Source organism: Fibrobacter sp. (assembly GCA_024398965.1).
GTDB lineage: Bacteria > Fibrobacterota > Fibrobacteria > Fibrobacterales > Fibrobacteraceae > Fibrobacter.
Map to the genome: position 1 here is coordinate 148,734 of JAKSIF010000004.1, position 12,603 is coordinate 161,336.

Below are 12,603 nucleotides of genomic sequence, written 5' to 3' on the forward strand. Positions count from 1 at the left end.
GGGCCTGCTACGGGCGGACGATGGTGCCGCCCCAGTGTTCGTCGAAGAAGGTTTGGAACAAAGGCTCCGGCCCGTTTTTCAAATCCTCAATAACCTCTGCCATGGGGCGGCCACTACGGTAAAGCATACGGTAGGCACGTTCCAGATTGGCGACGCGTTCGGCCGGGAAGTCTTCGGGATGGAGGCGGAGGGCGTGGAGATTAAGGGCGCCGAAGCGGATGGGATTGCCGGAGGCCTTGGCACAGGGTGGTACGTCTCGGTCCACCTTGTGCGTCCCGCCCACAAACGCGTAGGCGCCCACCTGGTTTCGCTGCTGGATGGCAGTGACGCCACCGATGGTGGCGTACTCCCCGATACGCACATGACCGCCCAGCTGGCAGCCGTTGGCAATAACCACCCCGCGGGAAATTTGACAGTCGTGCCCCACATGGCTGTAAGCCATGATCAAAACGTTATCGGATACACGGGTGCAGCCACCGCCCTGGACTGTTCCGCGGTTTAGCGTACAGTACTCGCGGATGGTACAGTTCTCGCCTATTTCGAGGCGGGTTGGTTCCCCGTCATATTTCAGATCCTGGGGAGGAGCCCCAAGGACAGCCCCGTCATACACATGGGTGTTTTTCCCGATGGATACACCCCCGTACACATGGACCCTGGATTCCAGAACCACATTTTCGCCAATTTCCGCACCCTGATCCACCAGGCACCAGGGCCCGATTACAGCGGATTCGGGAACACTTACTGACGAATGGACAAATGCGGAAGGATGGACCATAGTAATTACAGGTTATGAATTATAAATTGCGGGGGATTCTACTATTGGGTAAAATTACAAATTCCTCGGGGGATTCGCCAGGACTTTCAGGACAGAGCCTTTAGGTTTTTCTAGCTTTTGCCTACTATGGGTGGAATTCTCATTGCATGCCTGACGGCGGTTTACGCGTTTTTGTTCCTATTCTTCATTATAGGAATTGCTCGCACGCACCGCTATAGAGGCGTAAAAGCCACCCCCACCGTTTCCGTGGTAGTTCCCATGCGAAACGAAGAGGAATTTGCCCTGCGTACATTGGAGGCCCTGGCTGTACAGGATTACGTAGGAGAATGGGAAGTCATCTGCGTAGACGACCGCTCCACCGACTCCACCAAGGAAATCCTGGAGAAGTTCGCCGCAAGCCACCCCCGCTTTAGGGTTCTTTCGCTGGACCCAAATCTTCCGCAGATTGCAAGCCCCAAGAAGCGCGCCCTGGAAAGCGCCTTCAAGATTGCCAAGTACGATGTCCTTTTGACCATGGACGCCGACTGCATTCCCCGCAAGAGCTGGATTACCGCCATGGCAGGCCGCTTTGTAGACGGAATCTGCATTGTGCAAGGACCCAAGCAGAATAACGGCACACGTACCATGCCCCACCTTTTCCAAAAGCTGGAAACCCTGGGCTACACCGCCATGGAAGCCGCAGGCTTCAGCTGGGGCCACCCCATTGTGGCAAGTGCCGCATGTCTCGCCTACAAGAAGGAGCTGTTCTTCAAGGTCGGCGGTTTTGGAGACCTCATCAACCTGAGCAGCGGCGACGACGATATGCTGATCCACAAGATGATGAAGATCCCGGGAACAAAGGTCTGCTACAACCTGGACAAGGACGCAGTCATCGAGACGGAACCGGTACATACCTGGAAGCAGCTCTTTAACCAACGCGCCCGCTGGAGCAGCAACGGCACCAGCTATGAAAGCAAAGCCTACATATTGCTTTTGACCATGATCTACACCTACTACATCTGGATGTTCATCAGCCCCTGGTGCGTACTCCTGATGGATTGCCCCTGGCAGTGGTGCGTATTCAGCATTTTACCCAAGGTACTGGTGGACTTTGTATTCCTGAGCATCGCCAGCTGGAAACTCCACAGCAAGAAGAAAATGCTGGCATTCATCCCCACGGAACTGATTCAAATCCCCATGATCGTTTTCTGCGTGCCTGCAGGAATCACGGGACTGTTCCGCTGGAAGTAATTCTTGACAGCAAAAGCCCGATAGCAATATTGAAAAGGCGCGGAGGATGCCGCGTGAAAACCGCGCTTTTTTTCTTAGATGTTCTCTTTGGCCCAGGCCTGAGCGGCGGCCTCGTCGGCGATTTCGCCATCCAACTGCAGCTCGAAACTTTTCTTGATGAGTTCGCCCATCTGCTTGCCCGGCTTTACCCCAAGCTCCATAAGAATCTTGCCCGTAAGGTAGGGCTGCGGGGCAGATTCGTATACATCCAGAGCCATGGCCCGAGCCTTGAAGGACTGGACGTAAGAGGTGCGGATGCCGGCGGCAAACCTAGGGTCACTTTCCAGAAGGGACATGTAGAGCCTGAGGCCGCCCAAGGTAACCGACAGGCGGCGGATATCAGCGTCTGACGGAATAGAGGCGACAGAGCCATCGGCAGCCTGCGGAACAAACGCGAAGGCATGCTTTAGAAGCAGCGGCACACCGCGGACAAGCTTGATCTCGTTTGTAATGCGAGAGATGAACTTGAGGATGGTCTTCTCGTCGCCAGCGGATCCGGCCAGAAGGCCTGCGAACATCAGGACCATACGTTCATCGTCGTTCAGACCCTTTACCTGGCTCAAGTTGTCCAGCAGTTCACCAAGACGATTTTCGCAAGCGCAACCTTCTGCAGCAAAAGCTTCGAAGGGACGGACTTCCGGGAAGTATTCGTCCAGCTTGATGTCGTAGAAAGCCTGCAGTCCAAGAGATGGCTTGCCCGGCTTGAGAAGCCACTTCTTGAATTCCTCGAAAAGTCGTTCGATGCTAAGATCGTCCAGAGACAGAGTACGGCAAAGTTCCACAGTCTCGGGCGCAAGCGTGAGGCCAAAGCGACTGGCAAACTGGACACCTCGAAGTATGCGTAGGGAGTCTTCCGCGAAGGCGGGACCTACGTGACGGAGACGACGGGCCTTGAGGTCCTCGATGCCGCCATAGGCATCACACAACGTAAGGTCAGGCAGCTCCATGCCCATGGCGTTGATGGTAAAATCTCGACGAAGGGCAGCCTCCTTGAAGGTCAGCTTGGCATCGGTCTTTACAACAAAACCCTTGTGGCCGTAGCCCACCTTGCTTTCTGTCCTGGGGAAGGAGAAGTCGAGGGACTCCCCCTTCATGGAAAGATGGATGACGCCGAAGGCCTTGCCTACCAGGTTCACCTTGCCGTACTTAGACAGGATAGGAACAAGCTGGTCCTGTTCCAGATCGTAGACCTCGATATCGTAGTCCCTGCAGTTCTTGCCCAAGAGGGCGTCGCGAACCCAGCCACCCACCAGATAGGCGCGACCACCGGCGCTGCGGATGTCCTCGGCAATGGTAAGCAGACGTTTAGGAAGTTCGGGCTCGAAAGCGTTCCCTGCAAGCGTAGTGACAACGGCCATCTAGAACCTACTGGAATTCGGAAACATTGCTGGCGGAACTGTCGACTGCGGCAGGAGCGTCAGTGTTGTAACGGTCATAGATGCTCTGGGTCTGCTGACTGGAAGAATCCTGCAAGGCCTTGGAAACAGAAATCTCGGGAGCAGTGCTTGCCGTGGAATCGCCACCTGCGGCAGTGGAATCGGAGGCGGCGAAACGATCGTAAATGCTCTGACGGTATGCCGCATCGGCACCGCGCTTCTGGGCCTCATCTTCACGGCAAACGCGAAGTTCCTCTTCGATATAGGCGCGCTGGTCCGGAGAATAGGTCTGGGTGTTCAGACGATATTCAATCTCCTCGCAAACAAGGCCCTGACGCTCACCGGCGCAGGCCGCAAGCAGCAAGCCCGCCATCAAGAAAAACAAAAACAGACAAGTATTCTTCATAGTAAAAACCTACAGATCCCTAATGGATGATAATGAACTTACCCTTCTTCTTCTTTGAGCCCGCGTTGATAACGTAGTAGTAGACTCCCGGAGCCACAAGCTTTCCGTTCTTCTGGGTTCCATCCCATTCAATGCGGCCCCCAAGAACATCCTCGCCACTGAAGGAGCGCATCAAGGCTCCACCGCGGTTATAGATACTGACCATGGCATCCTCGGTAAAGTTTTCAATAATCAGGAAACGGTGCTCCTTGGGTCTAAAGGGAATCGGGTATGCACGGACGTCGGCCTTGGCGGAATCAGTCATGTTAAAACCGGTATAGCGCAGGTCCTTGCGACGATACTGCGTCACACCGTGTTCGTGAGCAAACCAGGCAATACCCAACGTAGGATCAATGGCGATGTCAGATACGTTATCACTCATGAGGCCACCCCGGGCATCAAAATGCATGGCGGTCAAGGTATCTGCACTCTTGCCCTTTCGGGTCAAGCGGAAGGCGCCCTGATTGGCAGTACCTACCCAGAGATTCCCGTGAACGTCAATGTCCATGGAGGTGTATTCCGCACCACGCAAGCCCCTTGTGGACTTGGGCGCAACAAGGGTATCGTTCTCCTCATCGTAGTAAGCGATCATGGACATGGACTGAAGCCACAAGCGATTATCAATGGTATCGTACACCATGTCGATGGGAGACGGAGAAATTCCGCGATAGGTCTTCACCTTCGCCTTGCCCAGTTCTCCACCATTGGACTTGGGCGAAGGAAGGGTGATTACATCCAGGTCACCTTCATCTGCAAGACTTGTGCCCTTGCGGGTGCCAACATAGACAATCCAGGAACCATCCTCGGCAAGCCTTGCCTGGATAGGACCGCCAATGGATGCAGAACCAATCTGCTTGGCGCAGGAGACGTCTCCATTCTTTGAGAAATAAACCAGGCTATAGCCGTCGTTGTTGCCTGTCGCGGTCAAAAAGCCGGAATTATCAGGAGCCGGAGTGGAAGCTACGGCAATGGAATAGGGAGGCGTTTCGAGGAAATTGTCAAAGCAGTATCCGTCTACAGGATAGTAGGAATGTTCCCAACGTTCACCCCACTGAGAATAGATGAAATATCCAAGGCCCCAAAGGTGCATGAACACGTAACCATCCGGCAAGACAGAGACCACCTTCATTCTGGAGGAATAGGCAGACATGAAACTGCCAACACCGTCGTTTGGATACTTGGGCTCTGCCCAGATCTTACTATCGGTATAGCTGAACCCGCCATCGACGGAAAGGGCCATTACACCACCCATGGGCATGGTCTTGAGTTCGTAAGGTTCTCCCAGCTTGAATACATCGTTCTTGGAAAGATCCTTGAAGGAACCGGTTATCTTGCTATCATAGTAATAGATTTCCCTGGGACCCACAAGAAGGTAACCATCCTGCGTAGGAATGTACCACTTGATGCGGCTGACATTTTCTGTGTAGGAGCTATCCCAGGTTGAATCCTTTTCCACAATCTTCTTATGGCGAACCTTAACCTCGTAGAGGAAATCTTCTGTCAAGGTGTCGTCTTCCACCACCACGTGCATGGAATCCACTACATCAAGGCCATCAACCGTACGCCAGTCGGAAACCTCAATCCAGGATTCAGGATCGCTGAGGCGGACATCCGTAGCCACATTCTTCCAGTCCATGTAGCGAACATAGCTGGCGTCACCAATGCGGATATACAAGGAGTCTCCGCGAATTGTCATCTGGGTGATGGTATTCACCGTTAGGGAATGGGAACCAATGCGATCGACAGTCAACAAGGACGAGGAGGTAAACAAGTCGAAGAATGCAAGACGACTCTCAAAACCGATTACCAGAACACCTTCCGCATTGCGAACCATGCCGGGAATCACACGGGCATTGTTCTTGACATAGGAACGGTTCAAGACAGACCATCTCTTGCCATCGTCATTCATCTGCGCAACAACACCGAACTCGGACACGGCGAAAATGCCCAGAGGGGACTTGACCACCGCGCGATAGTCAGATGTTTCAAGACCATTTTCGGAATGGAAAACGTAGTCTCCGTCAATAGTGCGATAACGAATGCCGCCACTTGTGGCAAGCAAGGCACCACCCCAATGGGGAATGGCGTCGTGCACCGGGAAGGGGCTGGAATAGACGAGCCACTCTTCGAGGCCAGCGAATGCCGTGGCCACGTTCAACAACAAGATAAATACCAGGGAGTAAATCTTCACTCCTTAAAGTTACGAAATTTAACTGGCGCATGTCAGCAGATCTTCCAAAATAAACGGCGGCGCGTCCATCTTTTTGAGAAGTTCCTCTCGATCCTGCTTCTTTTTCTGCATTTTTTCCATGGCCGATTTTCGCTTTTGAGATAAGAGGCTCTTGGATTTACCGGAAACCCGGCACATATCCTTCACGGAAAAGCCATCGATATGGGTCAGATTCACGACAGTCCTTTCAAACGGATCCAGTTCCGACATCAGGTATTCAAGTTCATGACGGACCCGGCCCTGAGCATATTCATCGTGATAGAATATTGCGGCGCTATTGGGAAAAACGTCGTACTCCTCCTCGGTGTCGGACAGGTGCGACATAGGAAGCAAACGGTCGCCATGCTTGCGGAAATGATCGTAATGAACATGACGGACCACCGTCGCAAACCAGGGATACAGAGACCTTGTGCAATCTAGATTTGGAACGTATTGGCAGAACTTTAGCGCCACATCTTGAAAAAGATCGTCCGCAGACTCTAAATTCCTACTGCACCTAGAGCAAAGTTTGTAGATTTGTGGGGCGTTTTCCTTCCAGATGGATTCCACCTCGTTGCAAGACGCCGAAGATGAATTTTGGGTTTCTGTTAAAATTCTCTGTTTAGCCATTTATAAACTCAAGAATTTTGACAGCGTTCTTTCAGTTGAGTGCAAATTTATGAAATTAAAGTGCGAAAAACGAATAACGAAAAATTTTGTATCAAGTTGTTTGCAAAATGCGTTTTCGCTATTGTGTCTGGTGCTTCTGCCTCTGACATCTCACGCCCAGGAATTCAACATGAACTCCATGCCTCCTCCGGAAATGAGCATGTCTTACTCCGCGGGGGCCCTGAAGGCCGGCGCAAAGCTGACCGTAAACATCGTTGTGCCCGACAACTGGCACGTGAATGCAAACATTGCTGCAGACGAATTTCTAAAGCCCTCCTCCATTGACGTAAGCGCAAAGGGAATCCACTTCGGTGCACCGGTTTGGCCCGAGGCCATCAAGGAATACAGCGAGGCGCTGGACATGGAGAACCTTGTGTTCCGCGGCAGCTTCGACGTAATCCTACCCGTGGACAGCGTGGACAGCGAATACGATAGTTTGTCTACAATCGCCACATTCCACTACCAGGCATGCGACAACTCCATCTGCCTGGCGCCGGCCGAAAAAAGTATCGACCTGAAGGGAACGAACCTTAGCACTGCAAAAAAAAACGATGGTGAAAAGTTCGACCTGATCTTTGAAGACGAAAAGAAGGATGACGCCGAGGAAGTTGCAGGAAAGAACGTTGCTACCGAGGAAGTTGCAGGAAAGAACGTTGCCGGGAACAAAGACGCAGGCAAGCCCGAAGGCAGCGCCGACGTGGGCGAGGGCAGCACCGACTTGGGCGAGAATAGCACCGACTTGGGCAAGGGCAGCGCCGACGCGGGCGAGAATAGCGCCGGGACCTTGATTCTTTTACTTTCTGCGCTGCTTGGCGGTTTAATCCTGAACCTGATGCCCTGCGTTCTGCCTGTTCTTTCGCTGAAGTTGTTCAGTCTGATTAAACAGGCAGGCGAAAGCCGAGGACGCTTGCTGGTACTCGGCTTTAGCACCGCCGCCGGCATTCTTGCAAGTTTCTGGATCCTGGCCGCGGTCATTACCATAATCAAGATCGGCGGCGGTAACGCAGGCTGGGGAATGCAGTTCCAGAGCGCAGGCTTCATCGCCTTCATGGTCGTGATTCTTTCCGCATTCGCCATGAGCTTCTTCGGCGTATTCGAAGTATGGCTTCCCTGGGGTGCCACCACCAAGATGGACGAAGCCGGACGTAAGTCTGGTATCGCCGGCGCCTTCTTTACAGGCGCCCTGCTGGTTCTTTTAAGCACGCCCTGCTCCGCACCCTTCCTGGGAACCGCCATGGGTTTCGCCTTTACCGCCAGCGCCCCGGTACTGTTCCTGTTCTTTACCGCTGCAGCCATCGGGCTCGCCGCACCCTACCTTCTGGTAAGCGCCTTCCCCGCCGTTCTCAAGGTATTCCCTAAGCCCGGCCCCTGGATGGTAAAGCTGCAGAAGGTCATGGGCGTTCTACTGATGGCTACCGTCTGCTGGCTCCTCTGGATTGTAAACGAACAAGCCGGCGGAACCGGCGTGGGGCTCTTCGCAGTTGTTGCAGTCCTGGCCATTGCCGCAAGCTTCGCCCTAGGAAAGATCGCTCCGCCGGGCAGCGCCTTCGTGCGTGAAGTCAGCACCTTTGTTGTCGCTGTCATCGTCATTGCCGCAGTCTGGTTCGCTGTTCTTGCCCCGCGCTATGAAGCCGTGGTGCAAGCCCGCTTTGACGCCCGTATTTCGGAACAGAAGACTGAAGACGGCTGGTACCGCTACAGCCCCGCCTTGATTGAAGAGCTGGCAGCCGCCGGCCGCACCGTGTTCATCGATGTTACCGCCGACTGGTGCATCACCTGCAAGGCAAACGAAGCAGCCGTCATCGGGCGTGAAGATTTCGCCCGGGCCATGGACAGCCTGAACGTGGTCCGCGTCAAGGCGGACTGGACCCGCGAAACTCCCGAGGTGAACGCACTGTTACGCAGCCTCGGGAAGTCAGGCGTTCCCGCCTACGCAATTTATCCGGCAGGTGACGCAAGCAAGCAGATCGTACTGCCGGAAATCTTGACCACTGGCGGCATCGTGGAGAAGATAACACAGTAGAAACAGCGTCCTGTATTTAGCAGAAACAGCGTCCCGTATTCCCGTATTTAGGACTAAAAGTTGGCATCTCCGCTTTTAGTCCTATTTTTTTTGGACATTTTCTATTCTTTTCATGCCCACTTAAGGTGCTTGTAGGACTAATTCTGCGTGGTCCCCATTTTAGTCCTAGGATTCCTGAGATTTAGGCTGTAAAACGATGGAATCATTGAAAAAAAATAGGACTAATCTCGCGACAGTCCTATTTTAGTCTTAAACTTTTCGCTGAAAGTACGTTTTTCCTAGGACTAAAAACAGAACTTCAACGATCTAGTACTAAAAGCTCACCCGACGAGCAAAACTCAACCAACGAGCAAAACGTACCCATCGAGCAAAAGTTACCCGACGGAGACAAGCGTCTATTAGCGCTTGCCTTCCTTCTTGTAACGTTCAATGCATTCCTGGTAGAATTCGTAGGTCTGCTGGGCAATTGCCTTCCAGCTGAATACGTCGATTGCGCGCTGGCGGCTCACTTCGCCCATCTTCTTTGCCATTTCGGGGTTAGCCAGAATGGTGTTCAGTTTGTTTGCGAAATCGGTCTGGAATGCCTTGGGGTCGGCAGGTTCGAAGTTGGTCTCGGAAACTGCCTTCAGGGGAACCAGGAAGCCGGTTTCGCCATCCACGATGATTTCGGGAATGCCGCCCACGGCGCTTCCCACCACAGGAGTACCGCAGCTCATGGCTTCAAGGTTGATGATGCCGAAAGGTTCGTAGAGAGACGGAGTTGCAAACACGGTAGCGTGGCTGTAAAGCACGCGGAGTTCCTCATGCGGAACCGGTTCCTGAATCCAGATAACGCCATCACGAGTCTTCTGGACTTCTTCAATAAGGGCCTTGCATTCGTCGGCAAGTTCCTGAGTGTCGGGAGCACCGGCGCAGAGAACCACCTGTGCGTTCTTGTCGATCTGGGGAATTGCCTGGATCAGCTGGCTGATGCCCTTCTGGCGGGTAATACGGCCAACGAACAGCACAAAAGGCTTGTTGGGATCAACGCCCCACTTTTCCAGAATGCCTGCGCTGAAGGTGGGCTTGTAGAAGTCCGGATCGATACCGTTGTAAATCACCTTCACGCGGTCTTCGGGAACGCCATAAAGCTTCATCACGTCGCGCTTCATGCCCTGGCTCACTGCGATGACGCCGTCGGCAGCTTCGTAGGCGGTACGTTCAATCCAGCAGCTCATGGCGTAGCCGCCGTCACCCAACTGTTCAGCCTTCCACGGACGGTGGGGTTCCAAAGAGTGAGTGGTAAGAATCAGCGGGCACTGCAACAGGCGGGAAGCGAGAACGCCGCCAAAGTGGCTGTACCAGGTATGGCAATGGATAACGTCGATGTCATCCATGGTGGCGGCCCACTGCAGGTTAATATCCAGGGGCTTGAAAATCTTCTGGAAGCGGTCATCCTTAGGGTTCAGGCCCAGCTTGCGGCTGAAACCAACAGCACGGATATTGTCGGCATCGTCATTCTGAGAACCAAAGCAACGGGCTTCCACATGGCAAAGCTTTGCCAGTTCCTGGGTCAGGAACTTAACGTGGATACCGGCACCACCGTAGATTTCCGGCGGAAATTCATTAGTAAGGATAGCAGCGTTCATAGTAGTCTCCAGAGGCGGTAATAAGCCCGCCTTACGTTCCAAATATATAACAAAAAAGACTCCCCGGCGTAAACCGGGGAATCCAAGGAGTGTGTTATGTCAAAGAACGTTTTAGTAGACTAGAAGTTGATGCACTGGCCCTTCCAGTTACCACTTTCACCAACGATGGGGCCGTTGATGTAGGCGCCACTAGTGCCCACGAAGTCCTTCTTACGGAAATCTTCGCCACCCAGGTGCCAACGCATCCAGGCAACGGTGGCAGCCATGCCGCCCCAAGGACCGGAACCGTGGCCCCAGCCGCATTCGCCATTCTGGCATTCATTACCCTTGCCGCCAGTCATCTTGAGCAGGCAGGCGGGAACCATGCCAGCCTTAACACTGTAGTAGTCGCCTTCGGCATTGGGGCGTTCCATGCCGCCTTCGCCGTAAACAATGGCAATAGTCTTAGACTTGCTGACCTTGGCTGCGGTAGCGTGGTCAAATGCACCACTGTTGTTCAAAACTGCGGTAATCACACGGTCATCGCCGAGGAGCATCTTTTCGGACTGGAGACCACCCATGGAATGGCCGGATGCGCCAACCTTGGTCATATCCAGCTTCTGGTACAGCGGATCGCCCGGAGTGTTGTTCTTCTTTTCGAGCCAGTCGAGAGCGGGTTTGCCGCGGCCAGTGCCATCGGGAGATTCGCTGGTTGCAATCACCACGAAACCATGGGAAGCAAGGCGCTTGATAAGGCCTTCGTAAGCGGTAGGTTCGGTGCCGCCACCGGGGCCCCACAGCACAACACCGTGCTTCTGGGTTTCAGAAAGGCGCTTGGGATAAGCAAGAACTGCCCCACCGTTATCACCGGTCTTGGTGAAATATTCCACTTCCATGTAGTTCTTGTTTTCGTCGGTATCGTTAGCAAGGAAAATGCCCTTGGGAGCCTGCTGGACCGGTTCTTCCACAGAAGAGGAGGATTCAGGTTCGGGAGCCTTTTCGCTGGAGCTAGAAACTTCGGGCACTACGCTGGAGCTGGAAGCCGGAGCTTCGACATCAGCAGAGGATTCGGGACCAACAGCAGGATTTTCTGTAGGCAAGCTAGGATCGACAACTTCGCCAGGAACGCTAGGATCGGAACCACCCGGAACAACAGATTCTTCACCGCCGGAAACGTTGGGGCCCACGGTCTCGCCTTCACCAGGCTGAACAACAGGCTGACCTTCAGACGGACCATCTGCCGGAAGCTGCGCTTCGGGATCGGCGGGCTGGATCACTTCGCCAGTAATAGGGTCGATAATCGGTTCGCTAGGCTGTTCTACACCCGGGATACCGTTATCGCCAATAGCATTGCTGACAGAGTTGGCAGCGTCATCGCCGCAGTTCATAAAGGCAAGAGCACTTGCTGCTACGATTGCCATCTTGATAAATCTAGACTTCATTTGTCTTCTCCTTTATTTCCCGTTCACCGTTCTATAAACTACCCTTTGGCGTGTAAAAAAATCACGTTCCCAAAACAGTTTCCGTGGACAAAATATCCAAAGATGACGAAATCAAACAGAAAACAAAAAACACCCCGTTTTCACGAGGTGCTGTTTGGCCTAAAAATTTTTAAACGGCTTAATGTTTCTTCGTCTACGAAAAACTCGTCGATAAAACTTAGCGAAGACGGTCGTTGATACTTGCCAGGAATTCGGCGCGAGTCTTTTCGTCGGTCTTGAAGCAGCCCAGCAGCTGGGTCGTGACCATGGTTGCCCCCGGCTTCTTGATGCCGCGCATGGTCATGCACATGTGGCTTGCTTCCAGCAGCACTGCAACGCCCTTGGGCTTCAGTTCCTTCTGGATCAGTTCCGCAATCTGACGGGTCATGCGTTCCTGGATTTGCGGGAAGCGGGCATAGAATTCCACCACGCGGGGAATCTTGGAAAGGCCCACCACGCAGTCACCGGGAATGTAGGCCACGTGGGCCTTGCCGGTGAACGGCAGAAAATGATGTTCGCACATGCTGGCAAAAGGAATGTTGGGCACAACGATCATCTCGTCGTACTTCTCGTGGAAACGGGTCTTGAGAATGTCCTCGGCCTTCTGTTCGCCAGAAAGGCTGCTCATGACCTCAGCATACATCTTGGCAACACGCTTGGGAGTTTCCAGCAAACCTTCGCGGTTCACATCCTCGCCCATTCCTTCAAGAATCATCTTGAAGCCATCTTCCATCATCTTTAAATTCATA

General features: G+C 53.3%; 10 protein-coding genes. 2 read left to right on the forward strand and 8 right to left on the reverse strand.

Going from position 1 to position 12,603, the window contains the following annotated elements:
• Positions 1 to 7: 7 nt before the first annotated feature.
• On the reverse strand, positions 8 to 775 hold the full coding sequence (gene lpxA, locus MJZ26_03195) for an acyl-ACP--UDP-N-acetylglucosamine O-acyltransferase (protein MCQ2104778.1): 768 nt from the start codon (positions 773 to 775) through the stop codon (positions 8 to 10).
• A gap of 126 nt (positions 776 to 901) precedes the next feature.
• Between lpxA and MJZ26_03200 the strand changes: the two genes are divergently transcribed.
• Entirely contained in the window at positions 902 to 2,005 is a 1,104-nt protein-coding gene (locus MJZ26_03200) for a glycosyltransferase (GenBank protein ID MCQ2104779.1), read from the forward strand.
• Between the two features lie 74 nt (positions 2,006 to 2,079).
• Here the strand turns inward: MJZ26_03200 and MJZ26_03205 are convergent, their stop codons facing one another.
• Genes MJZ26_03205 through MJZ26_03220 form a run of 4 tightly spaced genes read right to left on the reverse strand, consistent with a single transcriptional unit; the run spans position 2,080 to position 6,704 of the window.
• Positions 2,080 to 3,402 carry a CCA tRNA nucleotidyltransferase gene (locus MJZ26_03205; protein ID MCQ2104780.1) on the reverse strand — a complete coding sequence of 441 codons (1,323 nt, stop codon included), beginning with the start codon at positions 3,400 to 3,402 and terminating at the stop codon, positions 2,080 to 2,082.
• Between the two features lie 7 nt (positions 3,403 to 3,409).
• Positions 3,410 to 3,826, reverse strand: a complete 417-nt coding sequence (locus tag MJZ26_03210; GenBank protein MCQ2104781.1) for a hypothetical protein — start codon at positions 3,824 to 3,826, stop codon at positions 3,410 to 3,412.
• 19 nt (positions 3,827 to 3,845) lie between these two features.
• Positions 3,846 to 6,056: a gliding motility-associated C-terminal domain-containing protein gene (locus tag MJZ26_03215; GenBank protein ID MCQ2104782.1), complete on the reverse strand. Its 2,211-nt coding sequence runs from the start codon at positions 6,054 to 6,056 to the stop codon at positions 3,846 to 3,848.
• 18 nt (positions 6,057 to 6,074) lie between these two features.
• Positions 6,075 to 6,704 (reverse strand): sigma-70 family RNA polymerase sigma factor, encoded by a 630-nt coding sequence (locus tag MJZ26_03220; protein ID MCQ2104783.1) that lies wholly within the window; start codon positions 6,702 to 6,704, stop codon positions 6,075 to 6,077.
• Positions 6,705 to 6,873: 169 nt separating this feature from the next.
• On the opposite strand from MJZ26_03220, the gene MJZ26_03225 reads away from it, so the two are divergent.
• The gene (locus MJZ26_03225; GenBank protein MCQ2104784.1) at positions 6,874 to 8,766 is read left to right on the forward strand and encodes a thioredoxin family protein; all 1,893 of its coding nucleotides are present in this window, start codon (positions 6,874 to 6,876) and stop codon (positions 8,764 to 8,766) included.
• A 398-nt stretch (positions 8,767 to 9,164) separates the two neighbouring features.
• Here MJZ26_03225 and glgA read toward each other — a convergent pair whose 3' ends face one another.
• The 3 genes from glgA to folE all read right to left on the reverse strand — a co-directional run bounded on the left by glgA (position 9,165) and on the right by folE (position 12,602).
• Positions 9,165 to 10,394, reverse strand: coding sequence for a glycogen synthase (glgA, locus tag MJZ26_03230; GenBank protein MCQ2104785.1), 1,230 nt, complete (start codon positions 10,392 to 10,394; stop codon positions 9,165 to 9,167).
• A 119-nt stretch (positions 10,395 to 10,513) separates the two neighbouring features.
• A complete protein-coding gene (locus MJZ26_03235) occupies positions 10,514 to 11,815 on the reverse strand; it encodes an alpha/beta hydrolase (protein ID MCQ2104786.1) in 1,302 nt (433 codons plus the stop codon).
• A 217-nt stretch (positions 11,816 to 12,032) separates the two neighbouring features.
• Positions 12,033 to 12,602: a GTP cyclohydrolase I FolE gene (folE, locus tag MJZ26_03240; protein ID MCQ2104787.1), complete on the reverse strand. Its 570-nt coding sequence runs from the start codon at positions 12,600 to 12,602 to the stop codon at positions 12,033 to 12,035.
• Position 12,603: the final 1 nt, after the last annotated feature.

What these genes read in the sequence shown, in the direction of transcription:
- MJZ26_03220 (MCQ2104783.1), bottom strand. Translation starts at nt 6,704, where the DNA reads ATGGCTAAACAGAGAATTTTAACAGAAACCCAAAATTCATCTTCGGCG.
- MJZ26_03225 (MCQ2104784.1), top strand. Translation starts at nt 6,874, where the DNA reads ATGAACTCCATGCCTCCTCCGGAAATGAGCATGTCTTACTCCGCGGGG.
- folE (MCQ2104787.1), bottom strand. Translation starts at nt 12,602, where the DNA reads ATGAATTTAAAGATGATGGAAGATGGCTTCAAGATGATTCTTGAAGGA.
- glgA (MCQ2104785.1), bottom strand. Translation starts at nt 10,394, where the DNA reads ATGAACGCTGCTATCCTTACTAATGAATTTCCGCCGGAAATCTACGGT.
- MJZ26_03210 (MCQ2104781.1), bottom strand. Translation starts at nt 3,826, where the DNA reads ATGAAGAATACTTGTCTGTTTTTGTTTTTCTTGATGGCGGGCTTGCTG.
- MJZ26_03235 (MCQ2104786.1), bottom strand. Translation starts at nt 11,815, where the DNA reads ATGAAGTCTAGATTTATCAAGATGGCAATCGTAGCAGCAAGTGCTCTT.
- lpxA (MCQ2104778.1), bottom strand. Translation starts at nt 775, where the DNA reads ATGGTCCATCCTTCCGCATTTGTCCATTCGTCAGTAAGTGTTCCCGAA.
- MJZ26_03200 (MCQ2104779.1), top strand. Translation starts at nt 902, where the DNA reads ATGGGTGGAATTCTCATTGCATGCCTGACGGCGGTTTACGCGTTTTTG.
- MJZ26_03205 (MCQ2104780.1), bottom strand. Translation starts at nt 3,402, where the DNA reads ATGGCCGTTGTCACTACGCTTGCAGGGAACGCTTTCGAGCCCGAACTT.